The sequence below is a fragment of the Pseudomonas sp. NPDC087614 genome (assembly GCF_044743485.1).
Lineage (GTDB): Bacteria > Pseudomonadota > Gammaproteobacteria > Pseudomonadales > Pseudomonadaceae > Aquipseudomonas > Aquipseudomonas baetica_A.
In genome coordinates this window covers 1,137-19,821 of the sequence record NZ_JBIUWN010000017.1, presented here as the reverse complement: position 1 = coordinate 19,821, position 18,685 = coordinate 1,137, and the positions used below count along the sequence as shown (strand labels likewise).

Sequence of the window (18,685 nt, the reverse complement as noted above, 5' to 3'; positions counted from 1 at the left end):
ATGCTCTACGCAATCATTGCCACCGACGTCGCCAACTCTCTTGAAGCTCGCTTGGCCGCGCGCCCTGCACACCTGGAGCGCCTGCAAGTGCTCAAGGGCGAAGGCCGTATCGTACTGGCCGGCCCGCACCCGGCCGTCGACAGCAATGATCCGGGCGCAGCGGGTTTCACCGGCAGCCTGATCGTCGCGGAATTCGACTCCCTGAGCGCCGCGCAAGCCTGGGCCGATGCCGATCCGTATATCGCCGCCGGCGTCTACGCCAGTGTGATCGTCAAGCCGTTCAAGCAAGTCCTCCCGTAGTTCTTCCCCCCACGCGATGAACCTTGTCGGTTCATCGCGTTCTCAATCGCTCATTATTCTCGTTCGTCTGCCGACAACCTGCCCAATATCCATTTGGAAACAGGTGTCGCGATGCGCAAGGGTCCGTTGTGTCTGATGTGGGTCACGTTGTCGATCATGGCGCCCGCCCACGGTGAGGAAACCACCGAAGGCGGCAGCTCCACGCCATTGTCGTTAAGTGCTGGCAGCCAGATCACCGAGTTGCAACAGCGCCTCAAGGCCAGCGAGCAACAGCGAGAAATACTGAGCAAACAACTGCAAAATGCCGACAACGAACGCGAAAGCGCTCAGCTCGCCCGGTTGCGCCAGGAGAATCAGCGTCTCAAGCTGCAACTCAGGGAAGCCCAGGCCAGTCCGCTGCCGCGGATGCTGACCGAGCAGCAGCAGTGGTTCATTACCGGAGGTGGGGTAGCGCTATTGGCACTGCTCTGCGGTATCTTTGCCAGTGGTGCAAGCCGAAAACGTCGGCAATGGCTAAATTGAGTGAGTCATGAGCGAGCTGTTACTTATTGATGATGATCAGGAGCTGTGCGAGCTCCTGAGCAGTTGGCTGAGCCAGGAAGGCTTCCAGGTGCGTGCCTGCCACGATGGCCAGAGCGCTCGCAAGGCCTTGGCCGAAACCGCCCCGGCGGCGGTGGTGCTGGACGTGATGTTGCCCGATGGCAGCGGTCTGGAATTGCTCAAGCAACTGCGCAACGATCACGCTGATCTACCGGTCTTGATGCTCTCGGCAAGGGGCGAGCCGCTGGATCGCATCCTCGGCCTGGAACTGGGCGCCGACGATTACCTGGCCAAACCCTGCGATCCGCGCGAACTGACTGCCCGCTTGCGCGCCGTGTTGCGGCGCAGTCACCCGGCCGCCGTGTCGACTCAGCTTGAGCTGGGCGACCTGAGCTTTAGCCCGGTACGTGGCGTGGTCAGCATCGACGAGAAAGAACTGACCCTCACCGTCTCCGAAAGCCGCTTGCTCGAAGCCTTGCTCAAGCAGCCCGGTGAACCGCTGGACAAACAGGAACTTGCGCAACTGGCCCTCGGCCGCAAGCTGACCCTGTATGACCGCAGCCTCGACATGCACGTCAGCAACCTGCGCAGAAAGATCGGCCCGCACCCCGACGGCCGCCCGCGCATCGTGGCCCTGCGTAGCCGCGGTTATTACTACAGCCTGTAGGATTTGTCAGGTCAGCGCGAGAGCGTCTTTACCCAAGCTTTACGTAGCGCTGACCGCCGCTGACCTTGATCTCCGTAATCTGAACTCATCCGGAACGTACCGGGAACGAGACAAGGAGATACACCATGCGCAAGACTCTTATCGCTCTGATGTTCGCTGCCGCTCTGCCAACTGTCGCCATGGCCATGCCGCAAGACGGTGGCCCGATGGGTGGTCCGCTCGATGGCCCACGCCACGGCGGTCAGATGCACGGCATGCACGGCAAAGGCCCGTACAGTCAACTCGACCTGTCCCGCGAACAGCGCGAACAGATCCGCAAGATCATGGGCGAGCAGATGCACGAGCGTAAGCAAGTGGTCGACAAATACCTGGAAAAACTCTCGCCGGCTGACCAGAAAGCCATGAAAGACGAGATGGCGGCCAACCACAAGAAAGCCGAATCCGACGTCCGCGCCGTGTTGAAACCGGATCAACAGAAGAAATTCGACGAAATCCAGAAAAAACAAGCCGAACGTCGCGCAGAATGGGCTGAATTCAAGGCCTGGAAAGCGCAACAGCCGCAAAAGGCGCAATAATGCAGTAACCCACGATCCGACGGCCAACACCGTCGGGTCTGTTGCCACTCAATTCAAATGTGGGAGCGGGCTTGCTCGCGAAGAGGGAATATCAGTCGACATCCTCAGTGACTGATCCACCGTATTCGCGAGCAAGCCCGCTCCCACATGGGCATTGCGTCTGTTCTGAGGATTTTCTGTGCGTTCATTGTTCTGGCGTATTCTCGCGAGCTTCTGGCTGGCCATCGCTCTGGTTGCCGGGCTGTCCATTCTGCTGGGGCACATGCTCAATCAGGACGCGTGGATCCTCAGTCGTCATCCCGGGCTTAACACCCTCGCCGCTGAATGGACGCAGCGCTACGAAGCCCAAGGCGAAGACGCCGCCCAGAAGATCCTCGAACAACGCAAACGTCAGTACCACATCGACGTTCAGGTGCTGAACGAGACCGGCGACCCGGTAGTGCGCGGCACCTTCCCCCGCCGCGCAGCCGCTTTCGAAGCCCGGCAAAATAACGATGACCGACGCCTGCCGTGGCGGCGTCTGACCGACGAATTCACCAGTGACAAAACCGGTGACACGTACCTGTTCATCTACCGTATTCCACACCCGGAACTCGATGCCTGGCACCGCGAAAGCCTGCTCTGGCCCCTGAGCGCGCTGGGTATCGCGCTGGTAGTGCTGACCCTGTTCAGCCTGTTGGTGACCTTCTCCATCACCCGTCCGCTCAGCCGTTTGCGCGTCGCGGTACACGATCTGGGGCAGACCACCTATCAACAGAACAGCCTTGCCAAACTGGCCAACCGTCGTGACGAGTTCGGCGTACTCGCCAATGACTTCAACCGCATGGGCGCCCGCCTGCAAAGCTTGATCGGCAGCCAGCGCCAATTGCTGCGCGATGTGTCCCACGAACTGCGCTCACCGCTGGCACGGCTACGCATTGCGCTGGCACTGGCTGAGCGGGCCAATCCTGAAGAACGGGAAAAACTCTGGCCACGCCTGACCCGCGAGTGTGATCGGCTGGAAGCGTTGATCAGTGAAATCCTGGTGCTGGCGCGGGTCGATGCCGACAACGCCAGCGCTGAAGACGTCGACCTGAATGCTCTGCTTGGCGCCCTGCACAAAGATGCGCAACTCAGCTCGCCAGAGCAGGCCGTACGACTTGACGCCGAACCACAACTCCACCTCAAAGGTTGGCCAACCATGATCGAACGCGCCGTCGATAACCTGCTGCGTAACGCGCAACGGTTCAACCCGGTGGGTCAGCCGATCGAGATCCAGGCCTCGCGTCAGGGCGAGCGGATGGTGGTGAGTGTGCGTGATCACGGGCCGGGGGTGCAGGCCGAGCATTTGACTCAATTGGGTGAGCCGTTTTATCGAGCGCCGGGACAGACGGCGGCGGGACATGGATTAGGGTTGGCGATTGCCAAACGTGCAGCGGAGCGCCATGGCGGGAATCTGACCCTGGCCAACCATCCTGAGGGCGGGTTTATTGCCAGTCTGGAATTGCCGTTGGTGCCGGGAGCCGTGGTGCAACCCTGATCAAAACGGTGGAAGCGGGCGTGCTCGCGAAGGCGTCAGGTCATTCAACAACGATGTTGAATGACACACCGCTTTCGCGAGCAAGCCCGCTCACCTATTGGCGTTCGGGGTATCAGGCCTTGCCCGGCCAGGCGCTGACAAACTGCGCCAGATCAACCTTCTCCGCTACACGCGGCTCTTTCTGCGGCGTGCCAAGGTACAGGAACGCGATCACCTCTTCCCCCTCAGCCAGACCCAGGCCTTGGGCGACGTGTTTCGAATACGCCAGATCGCCCGTACGCCACACCGCACCAATCCCCTGCGCGTAAGCCGCCAGCAAAATCCCGTGAGCCGCGCACCCCGCCGCCAGCATCTGCTCGGCCTTGGGATACTTGATGTGCGCCTGCAACTTCGCGATCACCACAACCACCAGCGGCGCACGCAGCGGGCCATTGCGCGCCTTGTCGATCATCGCGTCAGTGACTTCGCCTTCCTGCATTTGCGCAGCCTCGGCCAGCAACTCGCCCATCTGCTCGCGCGCCGGGCCTTCGACCGTCAAAAAGCGATACGGCTGCAAGTGCCCGTGATCCGGTGCACGCAGAGCGGCGCCAAACAGGGCTTCTCGCTGCTGCGCCGTCGGGGCCGGTTCGACCAGTCGTGGAACGGAAACACGGTTGAGCAAAGCGTCGAGAGCCTGCATCGGCCACCTCCTGAAAAAAATGTGCGGCTATTCTAGCTTCATCTGCCATCGGGATGCCGGTTTACATGCCCTGCCCCGCAGGTAGAATGGCGCCCTTCACACTACAGCCCGAGCGGACTTCATGGCGTTGCCGACCTTACGGATCATTGGTTTCATCATCGGCATCTTCCTGATCACGCTGGCCGTTGCCATGGTCGTGCCCATGGCCACCCTGATGATTTTCGAACGCACCAGCGACCTGCCGTCGTTCCTCTGGGCGAGCATGATCACCTTCGTCGCCGGCCTTGCGCTGGTGATTCCCGGCAGGCCGGAACACATTCATCTGCGTCCAAGGGACATGTACCTGCTGACCGTCAGCAGTTGGCTGGTGGTGTGCATCTTCGCTGCGCTGCCGTTTCTGCTGACCCAGCACATCAGCTATACCGACTCGTTTTTCGAAAGCATGTCCGGCATCACCGCCACCGGCGCGACCGTGCTTAGCGGTCTGGACACCATGTCTCCCGGCATCCTGATCTGGCGCTCACTGCTGCACTGGCTCGGCGGTATCGGTTTCATTGGTATGGCGGTAGCGATTCTGCCGCTGCTGCGCATCGGTGGCATGCGGCTGTTCCAGACCGAATCCTCGGACCGCTCGGAAAAGGTCATGCCCCGCTCGCACATGGTGGCGCGGTTGATCGTGGCCGCCTACGTCGGCATCACCGTTCTCGGTAGTCTGGCGTTATGGTGGGCCGGCATGAGCCCGTTCGATGCGATCAACCATGCCATGTCGGCGATCTCGACAGGCGGGTTCTCGACCTCCGATCAATCCCTGGCGAAATGGACGCAACCCGCCGTTCATTGGGTCGTGGTGGTGATCATGATCCTCGGCAGTCTGCCGTTCACGCTGTATGTGGCGACATTGCGCGGCAACCGCCGGGCACTGATCAAGGATCAGCAGGTGCAAGGTTTGCTCGGGATGTTGCTGGTGACCTGGCTGGTGCTCGCGACCTGGTACTGGTGGACCACCAACCTGCACTGGCTGGAAGCATTGCGCCATGTGGCGCTGAACGTGACGTCGGTGGTGACCACCACCGGTTTTGCCCTCGGCGACTACAGCCTGTGGGGCAATTTCTCGCTGATGCTGTTTTTCTATCTGGGTTTTGTCGGCGGTTGTTCCGGGTCGACGGCGGGCGGGATCAAGATTTTCCGTTTCCAGGTCGCCTACATTCTGCTCAAGGCCAACCTTAACCAGTTGATTCACCCGCGTGCGGTGATCAAGCAGAAGTACAACGGTCACCGCCTCGACGAAGAAATCGTGCGTTCGATTCTGACCTTTTCGTTCTTCTTCGCCATCACCATCTGCGTGATCGCCCTGCTGCTGTCGCTGCTGGGTGTCGACTGGATGACAGCGTTGACCGGCGCGGCCAGTACCGTGTCCGGCGTTGGCCCCGGCCTTGGCGAAACCATCGGCCCGGCGGGCAACTTTGCGACGCTGCCGGATGCGGCCAAGTGGATTCTTTCGTTCGGCATGCTGCTCGGCCGACTGGAGATCATCACGGTGTTTGTGCTGTGTATTCCGGCTTTTTGGCGTCACTGACCGCATTCGGCGCTTGCAACAGCCGCGCCCGGTAATCGCCGGGCGTGGTGTCGAACCAGCGGCGGAACGCGCGGAAGAAGTTGCTCGGATCGGCGAACCCCAACAGGTAGGCGATTTCCAGCAGGGTCATGCTCGGCTGCGCCAGATACTGCTCGGCCAGTTCGCGGCGGGTATCGTCGAGCAATTGCTGAAAACTCGTGCCCTCCTCCTGCAACCGACGCTGCAAAGTGCGCTGCGACAAGTGCAAGGTCTGTGCGACGGTATCGCGCTTGGGTTCGCCCTGAGGCAGCAAACGGCACAGCACCTGGCGCGCCTTGTGGGTCACGCGGCTTTCGGAAAAGCGTGCCAGATATTCCCCGGCAAACCGGTCGTGCAACAGCGCCATCGCCTCGTTGGCGGTGGGCAGTGGCGCCTCCATGTCGGCACGTTCGAAGATCAGCGCATCGTACGGCGCGTTGAACATCAGCGGCGCATGGAAGGCTTGTTTGTAGGGTTGCAGATCAGCCGGTTGATCGCCCTGCACCAGTACTTTGACCGGGTGCAGCGTGCGCCCGCTCAGCCAGCCACACAGGGCCAAGGCACAGGCCAGCGAAGCTTCGGCGCTTTGCCGGGTCGGCGGCAGATGATCGCCGTGCACGGTCAGAATCAGCGCATAACCGTCTTCAAGCAAACGAAAACTCAGGTCGGCACTTTCGGCGATGATGCGCTGATAACGCACCAATCGCTGAAAACCTTCGGCCAGGGTATTACTCGACATCAGCGCATAACCGGCGACATGAAACGAGGCCGGCCGCACCACTTTGCCCATGTTCAGGCCAATCGCCGGGTTACCGGACAGCTCGACTGCCCGTTGCCAGAGTCGAGTCATGGAATCTTGCGGGAAGCGCGCATCCGGATCATCCAGGGCGGTGTAATCAAGCCCCAGTTGCTTGAACAGAACCCGGCAATCCAGGCCGTCCATCTCCAATGCTTTGACAATCCCCATCGCCCAGCTTGCAGAAGTCGTTCGTTCGCTCATGGCGTTTTTCTTTTACATGATGGGCCGCCTGTTACGGCCTGATTTGCGAAGGATACTAAAGTGGCGCCGATTGTCACTGGCCCCCCTCCATGATCACTCTAGACTCAAATAGGCTACCCGCAGAACAACTCGTCGCCAGAACAATAACCACAGAGATAGCGGTCGTGGAAAACATCAAACGTTTCAACAACTTCGCCGAGTTCTATCCGTACTACCTCAGCGAACACAACAACAGCACCTGTCGTCGCCTGCATTTCATCGGCACGACACTGGTGATTTTTATTCTCGCGCTGACCATCGCCAAAGGTGCATGGCTACTGTTACTGGCCCTGCCGCTGGCTGGATACGGCTTTGCCTGGGCCGGGCATTTCTTCTTTGAAAAGAACCGCCCGGCGACGTTTCAACATCCGTTCTACAGCCTGCTTGGCGATTTCGTCATGTACCGCGACATGATTCTGGGGCGCGTGGCGTTCTGAAAAAAAGAAACATTGAGGATGGCCGATGAACGACAACGCGCGCTTCACCCATATGAAGGACGGCACGCAGGAAGACTGGGCGATCATCGCTGCGGATTTCAGTGCCTACGCCAGACAGTTGCCGTCACGGATCATGACGCACCTGAAATTGCTCGAAGGTGACTTCGGCGGTTTTCCGGTGGATCGCCTGACGCATTCGCTGCAAACCGCGACCCGCGCCTTTCGTGACGGATGTGAGGAGGAATACGTGGTGTGCGCGTTGTTACATGACATCGGTGACACCCTCGGCTCTTACAACCATCCGGACATTGCGGCAGCGATTCTCAAGCCGTTCGTCAGTGCCGAGAACCTGTGGATGGTCGAAAAGCACGGGGTGTTCCAGGGCTACTACTTCTTTCATCACCTGGGCATGGATCGACACCTGCGCGAGCAGTTCAAGGAGCATCCGCAGTTTCAGGCAACCGCCGAATTCTGCGCCAAGTACGATGCGCCTGCATTCGACCCTGCGTATGACACCCTGCCGCTCAGCTTCTTCGAACCGATGATGGCGCGGTTGTTCGCCGAGCCGAAGCACTCGATTTACAAGGCTGCGATGCAAGAACAGGCATCAGTCTGAGAACACCACAAACCGGTGTGGGAGCACACTCGCTCCCACATGGTTCTCTGTCGTTCAGGCGACCTCAGCGACGTTGGCAGCCTTGAGCTGCGCCTCTCGCGCCTGCGCATCCGCCAATCGATACAACTCGATCGTGCCATCCCAGTGCTCGATCAGCGCCGTGCATGACTCCACCCAATCGCCGCAATTGAGGTAGTCCACGTCCCCCACCTTGCGGATCTCGGCATGGTGAATGTGCCCACAGACCACACCATGCAACTCGCGCTTCACACATTCATGGGCGATTGCTTCTTCAAAGTCACTGATGAAACTCACCGCCGTCTTCACCTTGTGCTTCAGATACGCCGACAACGACCAGTAACCATAGCCATACCGGGCGCGCCAGTGATTGAGCCAGCGATTGAGCGTGAGGGTGAATTCGTAGGCAGAGTCGCCAAGAAAGGCCAGCCAGCGGTGGTAACGGGTAATCACATCGAACTGGTCGCCGTGAATCACCAGCAAATGCCGACCATCGGCCGTGACATGCACCGCCTCATCGACCAACTGGATGTTGCCCAGAATCAGCTTGGAATAGCGGCGCAAGAACTCATCGTGGTTACCGGTGACGTAGATCACTTCCGTGCCGCGTTTGCTCATGGTCAGCAAGCGGCGAATCACGTTGGTGTGCGCCTGTGGCCAGTACATGCCGCCGCGCAGTTTCCAGCCGTCGATGATGTCGCCGACCAGGTAAATCTTGTCGGCATGGTAGCCCTTGAGAAATTGCGACAAGTGCTCGGCCTGGCAATCGCGCGTGCCTAGATGCACGTCGGAAATCCACAGGGTTCGTACCCGTTGTTTACGGCTGGGTTTGGCGAGCTCGGCGCTGGTCATGGGCAACCCTCTGCGATGTTTTCGCCAGAGTGCGCCCGTCCGGTTAATCGACCATGACAGGCGCGAGTCAGTCCTGTGACAGCGCACCCCGAATGCGACGGTGTAGACTGACGCCCTGCCCGGAGACCTGCCATGCGTCCGATCCTCACCCTGCGTCAGTACACCCGCGACCTGATCGTCCACAGCCACGACCACGCTCAATTGGTCTTCGGGTTGTCCGGCGCGCTGGATTTCGAGGTCGAGGGCTGCGGCAGCCAAGTGCGTCAGCGAAGTTTTGTGGTGGTCCCGTCTGGTGCCCATCACGCCTGCGACAGTCCGGGCGGCAGTCGTTGTCTGGTGATGGACATTCCTGACGGGCAATGGCTGACCGATTCGCTAGGGGAACATGCCGACGCCAGTCGCCGTTTGCTCGACCAGACTGCGCGATTATCGCTGGATTCGGGGCAGAGCCAACTGGTCAGTTGGCTGGCCAACAGTCCGGTCAGCGATCCACTGATCGCTCAGCAAGGCGCGGTGTTGCTGCTGGCCAGCCTGAATCACGCGCAACCCGCCGAACTCAGAGCCCGCCGCCTGCCTTATGCGGCCCTGGACAGACACATCGAGCAATACGCCGCCTACCCACTTCAAGTCGCCGATCTGGCGCGGGTCGCCGGATTGTCCAGCGCACGTCTGCATGCACGCTTCATGGCCGAATGCGGGCAGACGCCGATGGATTACATCCGCAGTCGTCGACTGCACCTGGCAGTGCAGATGCTGCGTGACACGGGACTGCCCATCGGCGAAATCGCCAGTCGCGTCGGCTACAGCTCGCAGAGTGCTTTCTCGGCCGTCGTCCTGCGAGAGTTCGGCTCATCTCCCGGCCAACTGCGGCGCGACTCCTACAACAAAAGACGCTAGTTTGCCGACAGACTTGTTGGCCGAGACACGGTTCAATAGGTCAATGAATTTGTGTTTGGATCAAGGATTGCAATGACTCCGCGTACCGCCCTCGGCGCTCTGCATATTGGTGCTTTGATGTTCGGCCTGACCGGCGTGTTCGGCAAGCTTGCCGCCGCATCGCCCGCCGTTATCGTCTTCGGACGTGCTGCTTTCGCCGTGCTCGCCTTGGCGTTTTTCGCCCGCTTCGCCAGCCAGAGTGGCTGGCAGAAACTTCAAGCCGTCGACTGGCGCCGTCTCGCTCTTAGCGGCGTGTTGCTGGCCGGGCACTGGGTGAGTTTTTTCATCGCCGTAAAAGTCGCCGGCGTTGCGATCGCCACGTTGGGCTTCGCGAGTTTTCCGGCATTTACGGTGATTCTTGAGGGACTGATCTTCCGCGAACGCATCCGCGCCAATGAAATAGTGTTAGTGGTGCTGGTCAGCATTGGTTTGGTGCTCGTGACCCCAGCGTTCGATCTGGCGAGCGGTGCAACCACCGGTTTGCTTTGGGCGGTCTTATCGGGGCTGTTGTTTTCCCTGCTGTCGCTGACCAACCGGGCCAGCTCCGGGCGTATCCCAGCGGTGCAGGCGGCGCTGTGTCAGAACGTGGTGGTGGCACTGTGTTTGCTGCCGGTCGCGGCACCGCAACTGAGCGAAGTCAGCGCGCTGGACTGGCTATGGATCGCTCTGCTCGGGGTGTTCTGCACCGGTGTCGCCCACAGCCTGTTCGTCGCCAGTCTGGCGGTGATCAAGGCGCGCACGGCGGCTGTGGTATTTGCGATGGAACCGGTTTACGGCATCACCATGGCCTGGCTGCTGTTCAATGAAAACCCGACGCTACGCATGCTCATCGGCGGCGCGCTAATCATCGTGGCTATCGTGGTGTCTGCTCGCATGTCCGGCCATGCCGACAAAAAAACCGTGGCCGCCGAGGCTGCCTCTCACTGAGTACGGTCGTTGTGGCCGAGGTCGCGGTCAGGATCAATCTGATCGCGAACCCGTTGCTTCAGCACCTTGGCTTCGGGGAAACCGCCGTCCGCCTTGCGCTCCCAGATCTGCACGCCGTCGCAAGTGATGTGAAACACCCCGCCGGTGCCAGGCACCAATGACACTTTGCCCAGATCATCGCCGAAGGTGCTGAGCAACTCTTGCGCCAGCCACGCGGCGCGCAGAAGCCATTGGCATTGGGTGCAATAGGTGATGACAACTTCTGCTTTTGCGACAGTCATGTTCGTTGAAACTCCTGAGACGAGGGCGCCGCTATAATAGCCGGCTTTATTGCTTGCCCAGAGACTCACAATGCGCCGTCTGCTGTTCTGCCTGCTGCTTGGATTCCTGCCCCTGTTCGCCCTCGCCAGCGTCCATGCCAGTGAGTCACCACGGCCAAAAGTCGGCCTGGTGCTGTCCGGCGGCGCCGCTCGCGGTCTCGCGCATATCGGCGTGCTCAAGGCACTTGAAGAGCAAGGCATCAAGATCGATGCGATTGCCGGCACCAGCATGGGCGCGGTGGTCGGCGGGCTATACGCCTCTGGCTACAAGATTGATGAGCTGGAAAAACTCGCGCTGCAGATCGACTGGCAGCAGGCACTCTCCGATGCGCCCCCCCGGGAAGATGTACCGTTTCGGCGAAAACAGGATGACCGCGATTTTCTGGTGAAACAGAAACTCAGCTTCCGCGACGACGGCAGCCTCGGTCTGCCCCTGGGCGTGATTCAGGGCCAGAATCTGTCGCTGCTGCTGGAAAGCCTGTTGGCCCACACCAGCGATACCCGCGACTTCGACAAACTGCCGATCCCGTTCCGCGCCGTGGCCACCGACATCGCCAATGGCGAAAAAGTAGTGTTCCGCAAAGGCCACCTGCCTCAGGTGATCCGCGCCAGCATGTCGATCCCGGCCGTGTTCGCACCGGTCGAACTGGATGGTCGTCTGTTGGTGGACGGCGGCATGACTGACAATATCCCGCTCGATGTGGCACGGGAAATGGGGGTCGACGTGGCCATCGTGGTCGACATCGGTACGCCGCTGCGCAGCCGCAAGCAACTGAACACCGTGGTCGACGTACTCAACCAGTCGATCACCCTGATGACCCGACGCAACTCGGAAGAGCAACTGGCAGTGCTTAAACCTTCAGATGTGCTGATCCAGCCTTCGCTGGCTGCGTTTGGCGTCACTGATTTCGGCAAAGCCCAAGAGATGATCGACGCAGGCTACCGCGCGACCAGAATTCTCGACGCGCGCCTTGCCGTGCTCAAACCCGACGAACCGCAGGACGCCGAACTCAACGCCGCACGCTCGCCGGGTCAACGCACGCCGATCATCACCGCGATCAAAGTCGAGAACAACTCGAAAGTCGACGACGATGTGATCCGCTACTACATCCGCCAACATATCGGCGAGCCTCTGGATCTGGGGCGATTGCATTCGGACATGGGCACCCTGTACGGCCTCGACTACTTCGAGCAAGTGCAATACCGCGTGGTGCACAAGGGCCAGGATCACACCTTGGTGATCAGCGCCCGTGGCAAACGCAGCGGCACCGATTACCTCAGGGTCGGCCTGAACCTGTCGGACGACATGCGCGGCGACAGCGCCTTCAACCTCGGTGCCAGTTATCGCATCAACGGTATCAACCGCCTCGGCGCCGAATGGCTGACCCGCGCGCAGTTCGGCGATAAACAGGAACTGTACAGCGAGTTCTATCAGCCACTGGACGTCGGCTCGCGCTACTTCATCGCCCCCTCGGTGGTGTTCGAAGCACAGAACGTCGATGCGGTGCTCGACAATGATCCGATCGCCCAGTACCGCGTCGAGCGCTACGGCATGGCCTTGAACGTCGGTCGACAGATCGGTAACAACGGTGAAGTGCGTTTCGGCGTCGGCGAGGCCTGGGGCAAGGCCGACGTGCGCATTGGCGATCAGGACCTGCCGAGTGAAAGTTTCAATGAGGGCTTTTATTCGCTCAAGTATTCCTATGATTCGCTGGACAACGTTTACTACCCCCATGAGGGCAAGGACGTCAGCCTGACGCTGCTGCAATTCGAACCAAGCCTGGGCTCGGATACACGTTACCGGCAGTGGGAATTCAAACTCGACAAAGCCATGAGTCGTGGGCCCGATACGCTGATTCTCGGAGGTCGCTACGGCCGCACCCTCGACGACACCAGCGTCGTGACGTCGAGCTTCCTGCTCGGCGGGGCGCGGCAACTGTCGGGGTTCCGCGAAGACTCGATTTCCGGGCAAAACGTCAGTCTGATGCGAGCGGTGTACTACCGCCGGTTGACACCGCGCTCGTATCTGCCGCTGGACTTCCCGCTGTATGCCGGGGCTTCGCTGGAACGCGGACGGGCATGGAACAACGACAACGAATTCGACAGCGGCTACATCAATGCGGCAAGTGTGTTCATCGGTTTCGATACGCCGCTGGGACCGTTGAATTTCAGCTATGGATTGAATGATGCGAATGAGCAGGCGGTGTATTTGAATCTGGGGCAGACGTTCTGATTCTCAACGATTGATGGCGCCTGAAGGACCGAATTGGCGAACAAGCCGCTCCCACACAGGTTTTGTGAACACGAGCCCAATGTGGGAAGCGGGCTTGCTCGCGAAGGCGTCAAAACAATTACCCCCGTCAACACACTTGGCCTCAGATCAACGAATCCCCGCCAACAACGTCCGGGCCGTTTGTTTCAACGGTTCATCCGCGTCCTTGAGCAACTCGCTGAGCAACGCGATCGCACTGTCAATGTCACCGTCATCGATGCAGGTCTGCGCCTGTTCGAGTTTCCCGGCACTGGCGGCCTCGACGGGCTGCGACATGTGCAAATCCAACGGCTCCAGTGACGGTTCCAGATCGCCAAACTCATCGAGAAAGTCATCGTCCAGCGGCTGCGCATCCGGCTCGGGGATCCACTCAAGCTCCGCTTCCTCGGCGGTTTCAGTCTCTGGCAACTCGAAATCCTGCGGCAACACCTGCAGGCTGGAGCCCAAAGCCGATTCATTAACTGATGGCTGCGGTGGCACAGAACGGGTGTCCTCAAGATCCCAACTGGAATCCATCGACAACTGATCCAGATTCAATTGGAAATCATCCTCCAGCACCGCAGATTCGGGCGCGGCGCTGGCAACCAACGGATCGGCTGCCGAGGCCGGCGCAGGGCTCTCCAGCGCCGGGTAGCGGGCACGGACATCCTGCAACTGTCGAGTATCCACGCCTAGCTCGCGCAAATTGCTTTCGTGCTGCCCGTACGCGGTACTGTCGCCCTGCTGCCCCAGCACCTCCAGCAACTGCAAACCGAGATCGATTCGATCCGGCTCCTTGTTCAAAGCGTCGCGCAGCAGTCCAACGGCTTCGCCGAGTCGGCCATAGGCCAGGTAAATGCCCACCGCCTCCAGCACATTATCCGCAGCTGGCTCATTACGATGCTCGGCACAGACATGAGCCCTGAAAGGTTCGGTGTTTGCGGGTGCGTCCTGAACAGGCTCATGGCTCAAAGGCGCCAGAGGCACCAGCGGCAGCGCAACATCGCCCTGTTGCTGTTGCTGTCTTCGACGCAGGATGAACAACACAGCCAACGCCCCCAGCAATAGCAGCAGCCCACCCAGCAATGGCCAGTTCAAACCGTCATCTGTGGATTCGACCGGTGCTGCAACCGGAGCCGGGGACACGACAGGTGCAGGCGCAGCCTTTTGCAACTCGGCCATGCGGGTTTGCAGATCACTGATCTGCTTCTTGCCTTCGGCAATTTGCACATCTTGTGTTTGCAGTCTGGCGTTCAATTCGTCGAGGGTCTTTTGCGACTGCTGGTTCTGCAGCACGCTCGCCGCCAGTTGCTCGGCCAGAGCATCGTTGACAGGCACCGTTGCCGTTGCTGGCACAGGCGCACTTTCGCGCTTGCCCTGGGCTGCCTGCGTCGGCGCGGTGACCGGTTCGACAGTGGGAAATGCAGAGGATTGCGCGCGCGGATCCGGCTCATCAGTGGCCGGGACAATACCGGGCGAGCCCGGCGGATCGATCAGCACCGTGTACTCGCGCAGCAAGCGGCCATTGGGCTGATTGAGTTGTACCAGAAAATCCAGAAACGGCTCATTGACCGGTTTGCTGGAGGTCACACGGATCATCTGGCGGTTGCCATGCAGGATCGGCGTGAACTTGAGGTTGTTGAGAAAGAACACCCGCTCAACCCCGGCGCGACCGAATTCGTCTGCCGAGGCCAGACTCACTGAAAGATCGCTCTGGGTCAGACCGCCGACATCAACCAAGGCGATATCCGCCTTGAGCGGCTGATTGAGGGCTGAATGAACGGTGATATCACCCAGCCCCAAGGCCTGCGACCAGGTCGAATAGCCGAACACGCCTGCGACCAAAAGCCCTTTGGCGCAAACGCGCAGTACCATGTGCCAACTTGCGAGCATGAGCATCCCTTAAATAAGCAAAACCGACTTCTATGCGTTCGCACATCCGGTACGAACACGATATTGCCCAGTAGTTCTTATAGTCTGCTCAGCGCGTTCTCTCAAAAAAACGGCACAAGGTTATGCCTCAAGATTTTTCCAGGTTGGCCAGAATGTGCCCGTGCACGCGCATGCACACCTTCAAATCCGCCTCGTCGACGCCTTCGAACAATTCGTGACGCAGTTGGGTGGCAATGGTTTCGATTTGTTCGATCAACGGCAGGGCTGGTGCGCAGAGGACAATTTTTTTCGCTCGGCGGTCTTCCATCACGGACTGGCGTTGCACCAGCCCCTGGCTTTCCAGACTATCGAGCAAGCGTGCGAGGGTCGGCCCTTCGACGCCCACGCTTTGCGCCAGCTCACGTTGGGTCGGGGCATCTTCGAAGCGCGCCAGATGCAGCAGCACCAGCCAGCGCGCCTGAGACAGACCGAGGCCCGCCAGCCGGCGGTCCAGTTCGGCACGCCAGCCACGAGACATCTGGGCCAGTTGCATGCCAAAGCGGTGTTGATCGGTTAACGGCATAAAACACTCATGATTAGACTGAAGTAATAGAGAAAAACTAATTATTAGTCAGCTAAGCATGAGCTGCAGCTATAGGCAAGTGGCGCTCTGAACTGAATCGTTACAACTGTATGGCGCTTGGCGTAATCGCCGTCTTACATTTCAAACTCAGATTGCAGCGCAGCCCGCACGCAGTAAAGGACGCCTTCCGGTACGCGACCGGCAAACAACTCGGCGATCTCGGCGACCGACGGCAACTCGCCCTCGCCGTCAAGGAACGCATCCTGCACTTCGCCCATCAGATCTTCGGGCAAGTCCAGCGCCTGCTCCAGCGACAACTGTTGCTTGCCAATGGCCTCGGCCAGCATGGCGTACACGTTCTTTTCCGAGCACTGCAACTGACCGGCAATCTGCATCGGCGTCATGCCGGCGCGGGCCAGAGTGATCAGTTCGTGGCGCACGTCGGCCACCGCTTTCGGCGCCTCGACCTCGCCGCCGAGCACCTCGAGGAAGGCCTCGCCATAACGTTCCAGCTTGCGTGCACCGACGCCACTGACCCGGGCCATTTCCGCCAGCGAAGTGGGTTGGCTGCGCAGCATTTCCAACAGTGTCGAGTCGGGGAAAATGACGTACGGCGGCACACCATGCTCTTCGGCCAGTTTGCGCCGCAGGGCGCGCAGGGCTTCCCACTGTTCGCGCTCTTCGCCGCGCACCAGTTGGCTGGCCGGGCTCTTGCTGACGGTTTTGGCGGTGACTTGCGGTTTCAGGTCGCGGCGCAGCTCCAGGGTGACTTCGCCCTTGAGCAGCGGTCGGCAACTGTCGTTCAGACGCAGACCGCCATAGCCTTCGTGGTCGACATCGGCCAGACCACGCGCCACCAATTGCCGGAACAACGAGCGCCACTCACTTTCGCTCAGCGCCTTGCCGACGCCGTACACCGACAGATGCTGATGGCCGAAGCTACGGATTTTTTCGTTGTCCTTGCCCAGCAACACATCGACCAGATGCCCCACGCCATAACGCTGACCTGTGCGAAAAATTGCCGACAACGCCTGACGTGCAGGCTCAGTGGCATCCCAGGTCTGCACACCGTCGACACAGTTGTCGCAGTGACCGCAAGGCTGCGGCATGTCTTCATCGAAATACGCCAGCAGTGTCTGACGCCGGCAGCGGGTTTCTTCGCAAAGCGAGAGCATTGCGTCGAGTTTGTGCTGCTCAAGACGCTTGTGGCGCTCATCGCCTTCGGAGTTCTGCAGCATCTGCTTGAGCATCACCACGTCTTGCAGACCGTAGGCCATCCACGCATCCGCCGGCAGACCATCACGGCCGCCGCGACCGGTTTCCTGGTAGTACGCCTCAAGGGACTTCGGTAGATCGAGGTGGGCGACGAAGCGCACGTTGGGCTTGTCGATACCCATGCCGAACGCCACCGTGGCGACCATGATCAACCCCTCCTCATTGAGGAAGCGCTTCTGGTTGAAGGCACGCAGATCATTGGGTAGACCGGCGTGATACGGCAGCGCCGGGAAGCCCTGCTCGCTCAAAAACGCCGCGACCTCCTCGACCTTCTTGCGCGACAGGCAATAGACGATGCCGGCATCGCTGCGCCGTTCGGCCAGGAACGCCAGCAACTGCTTGCGCGGCTGCTCTTTGGGCACAATGCGGTAAAAGATGTTCGGGCGGTCGAAGCTCGACAGGAAGCGCTCGGCGTTCTGCAGATGCAGACGCGTGACGATCTCTTCGCGGGTACGCTTGTCGGCAGTGGCCGTCAGGGCGATGCGCGGTACGTCGGGGAACATCTCGGCCAATTGACCCAGCTGCAGGTATTCCGGGCGGAAGTCGTGGCCCCATTGCGATACGCAGTGCGCTTCGTCGATGGCGAACAGGGCAATATTCAAGCCTTGCAAGAACGACAACATGCGCGGCTGCACCAGACGCTCGGGCGCCAGGTACAACATCTTCACTTCGCCGCGCTTGATCCGCGCCGCCAGATCGCGCTGTTGCTCGGCGCTCAAGGTGGAGTTCAACGCAGCGGCGGCCACACCCAGTTCGTCAAGGGTGGCGACCTGATCGTCCATCAAGGCGATCAGCGGCGAGACCACCACCGCCAGGCCATCGCGCAACAGCGCGGGCACCTGGAAGCACAAGGACTTGCCGCCACCGGTAGGCATCAGCACCAGCGCATCACCGCCGCTGGCCACGCGCTCAATGATTGCACCCTGACGGCCACGGAAACTGTCGTAGCCGAAGATGTCCTTGAGGACGCGTTGAGCCTGTTCGAGCATAAAAACTCCAAAAATCTACCGAAACATCCCTGCGCAGGCTGGTTCAAGACAGCCAGGGCTGCTTAAACAAAACGTAAGGGCTCGTTGCATGACGGCCGCAATACGGACAGGGATCGCAAAACGCGGCAGTATACCCGAGCACTCCCTCGCACAGGGCGCCGCTGATAAGACTCCACCAATTAGGGCAAATCTGCCTTGTGGCTGGCTTGAGCGCGCAAGAAGGCCTAGAATTCCCGCATTGTTTATTCCCCCAAGGTAGCCCCGTAATGTCCTTCGCTGAGCAACTGACCCGCCTGCAAGTATTCCTCGACGCCGACGAACTGCATGACGAGGCGCTGGATTACGTGGCCGCCCACGGTTACCTGACCGCCCTGTCGATTTGTTCGGAAGAAGTGCCGGAGCGTGAATGGATCGACGCCCTGTTCGCCGAAGAGCCGCATTACAGCAGCGACGCTCAGCGCGAAGAGATCGAAGCCACGCTGATCGGCCTCAAGGCCCACATCGCCCGCCAACTGGCGTCCGACGAAGAGTTCGAGCTGCCATGTGAACTGGATCTGGGCGAAGAGCCGGACGACTCCGAACTGCGCGGCTGGTGCATTGGCTTCATGGAAGGCGTGTTCCTGCGTGAAGCGGCCTGGTTCGAAACCGCCGAAGAAGAAGTCAGCGAAATGCTCCTGCCGATCATGGTCGGTTCGG

At 60.1% G+C, this 18,685-nt stretch carries 18 protein-coding genes and 1 pseudogene; 12 read left to right on the top strand and 7 right to left on the bottom strand.

Annotated elements, in window-relative coordinates:
* From ACIOWA_RS09385 to ACIOWA_RS09365, 5 genes are all read left to right on the top strand, one after another.
* Positions 1 to 300 (top strand): YciI family protein, encoded by a 300-nt coding sequence (locus tag ACIOWA_RS09385; RefSeq protein ID WP_025110562.1) that lies wholly within the window; start codon positions 1 to 3, stop codon positions 298 to 300.
* A 111-nt stretch (positions 301 to 411) separates the two neighbouring features.
* The gene (locus tag ACIOWA_RS09380; protein WP_221732027.1) at positions 412 to 822 is read left to right on the top strand and encodes a translation initiation factor 2; all 411 of its coding nucleotides are present in this window, start codon (positions 412 to 414) and stop codon (positions 820 to 822) included.
* A 7-nt stretch (positions 823 to 829) separates the two neighbouring features.
* Entirely contained in the window at positions 830 to 1,507 is a 678-nt protein-coding gene (locus ACIOWA_RS09375; RefSeq protein WP_339432650.1) for a response regulator transcription factor, read from the top strand.
* A gap of 125 nt (positions 1,508 to 1,632) precedes the next feature.
* Positions 1,633 to 2,082 (top strand): Spy/CpxP family protein refolding chaperone, encoded by a 450-nt coding sequence (locus ACIOWA_RS09370; RefSeq protein ID WP_095187815.1) that lies wholly within the window; start codon positions 1,633 to 1,635, stop codon positions 2,080 to 2,082.
* Positions 2,083 to 2,260: 178 nt separating this feature from the next.
* Complete coding sequence (locus ACIOWA_RS09365; protein WP_401159409.1) at positions 2,261 to 3,601, top strand: ATP-binding protein; 1,341 nt, start codon at positions 2,261 to 2,263, stop codon at positions 3,599 to 3,601.
* Positions 3,602 to 3,713: 112 nt separating this feature from the next.
* On the opposite strand, the gene ACIOWA_RS09360 is transcribed toward ACIOWA_RS09365, so the two are convergent.
* Entirely contained in the window at positions 3,714 to 4,280 is a 567-nt protein-coding gene (locus tag ACIOWA_RS09360; RefSeq protein ID WP_339432652.1) for a nitroreductase family protein, read from the bottom strand.
* A gap of 121 nt (positions 4,281 to 4,401) precedes the next feature.
* Here ACIOWA_RS09360 and ACIOWA_RS09355 point away from each other — a divergent pair, with 121 nt between their 5' ends.
* Positions 4,402 to 5,856, top strand: a complete 1,455-nt coding sequence (locus ACIOWA_RS09355; protein WP_339464114.1) for a TrkH family potassium uptake protein — start codon at positions 4,402 to 4,404, stop codon at positions 5,854 to 5,856.
* Here ACIOWA_RS09355 and ACIOWA_RS09350 read toward each other — a convergent pair.
* Positions 5,813 to 6,874: an AraC family transcriptional regulator gene (locus ACIOWA_RS09350; protein ID WP_339432654.1), complete on the bottom strand. Its 1,062-nt coding sequence runs from the start codon at positions 6,872 to 6,874 to the stop codon at positions 5,813 to 5,815. The two genes, ACIOWA_RS09355 and ACIOWA_RS09350, sit on opposite strands and share 44 nt — an antisense overlap.
* A gap of 164 nt (positions 6,875 to 7,038) precedes the next feature.
* On the opposite strand from ACIOWA_RS09350, the gene ACIOWA_RS09345 reads away from it, so the two are divergent.
* Entirely contained in the window at positions 7,039 to 7,350 is a 312-nt protein-coding gene (locus ACIOWA_RS09345) for a DUF962 domain-containing protein (RefSeq protein WP_339432655.1), read from the top strand.
* Between the two features lie 25 nt (positions 7,351 to 7,375).
* On the top strand, positions 7,376 to 7,966 hold the full coding sequence (locus ACIOWA_RS09340) for a phosphohydrolase (protein ID WP_339432656.1): 591 nt from the start codon (positions 7,376 to 7,378) through the stop codon (positions 7,964 to 7,966).
* 54 nt (positions 7,967 to 8,020) lie between these two features.
* Here the strand turns inward: ACIOWA_RS09340 and ACIOWA_RS09335 are convergent, their stop codons facing one another.
* Positions 8,021 to 8,836, bottom strand: coding sequence for a UDP-2,3-diacylglucosamine diphosphatase (locus ACIOWA_RS09335; protein WP_339432657.1), 816 nt, complete (start codon positions 8,834 to 8,836; stop codon positions 8,021 to 8,023).
* 132 nt (positions 8,837 to 8,968) lie between these two features.
* On the opposite strand from ACIOWA_RS09335, the gene ACIOWA_RS09330 reads away from it, so the two are divergent.
* Together ACIOWA_RS09330 and ACIOWA_RS09325 are read left to right on the top strand one after the other, a co-directional pair.
* Positions 8,969 to 9,733, top strand: coding sequence for an AraC family transcriptional regulator (locus ACIOWA_RS09330; RefSeq protein WP_401159405.1), 765 nt, complete (start codon positions 8,969 to 8,971; stop codon positions 9,731 to 9,733).
* A 72-nt stretch (positions 9,734 to 9,805) separates the two neighbouring features.
* Positions 9,806 to 10,699 carry a DMT family transporter gene (locus ACIOWA_RS09325; RefSeq protein ID WP_221732035.1) on the top strand — a complete coding sequence of 298 codons (894 nt, stop codon included), beginning with the start codon at positions 9,806 to 9,808 and terminating at the stop codon, positions 10,697 to 10,699.
* Here the strand turns inward: ACIOWA_RS09325 and ACIOWA_RS09320 are convergent.
* Positions 10,693 to 10,980 carry a SelT/SelW/SelH family protein gene (locus tag ACIOWA_RS09320; RefSeq protein WP_093442622.1) on the bottom strand — a complete coding sequence of 96 codons (288 nt, stop codon included), beginning with the start codon at positions 10,978 to 10,980 and terminating at the stop codon, positions 10,693 to 10,695. The two genes, ACIOWA_RS09325 and ACIOWA_RS09320, sit on opposite strands and share 7 nt — an antisense overlap.
* Positions 10,981 to 11,050: 70 nt before the next feature.
* Between ACIOWA_RS09320 and ACIOWA_RS09315 the strand changes: the two genes are divergently transcribed.
* A complete protein-coding gene (locus ACIOWA_RS09315) occupies positions 11,051 to 13,252 on the top strand; it encodes a patatin-like phospholipase family protein (RefSeq protein WP_401159403.1) in 2,202 nt (733 codons plus the stop codon).
* A gap of 147 nt (positions 13,253 to 13,399) precedes the next feature.
* Here the strand turns inward: ACIOWA_RS09315 and ACIOWA_RS09310 are convergent, their stop codons facing one another.
* The 3 genes from ACIOWA_RS09310 to recQ all read right to left on the bottom strand — a co-directional run bounded on the left by ACIOWA_RS09310 (position 13,400) and on the right by recQ (position 17,989).
* On the bottom strand, positions 13,400 to 15,163 hold the full coding sequence (locus ACIOWA_RS09310) for a FimV/HubP family polar landmark protein (protein ID WP_401159401.1): 1,764 nt from the start codon (positions 15,161 to 15,163) through the stop codon (positions 13,400 to 13,402).
* Positions 15,164 to 15,290: 127 nt separating this feature from the next.
* Positions 15,291 to 15,725, bottom strand: coding sequence for a MarR family transcriptional regulator (locus tag ACIOWA_RS09305; RefSeq protein ID WP_007962151.1), 435 nt, complete (start codon positions 15,723 to 15,725; stop codon positions 15,291 to 15,293).
* Between the two features lie 134 nt (positions 15,726 to 15,859).
* Positions 15,860 to 17,989: a DNA helicase RecQ gene (gene recQ, locus ACIOWA_RS09300; protein WP_339432663.1), complete on the bottom strand. Its 2,130-nt coding sequence runs from the start codon at positions 17,987 to 17,989 to the stop codon at positions 15,860 to 15,862.
* Positions 17,990 to 18,255: 266 nt separating this feature from the next.
* Between recQ and ACIOWA_RS09295 the strand changes: the two are divergent.
* Positions 18,256 to 18,685: pseudogene (locus tag ACIOWA_RS09295) on the top strand (UPF0149 family protein); the annotation flags it as partial.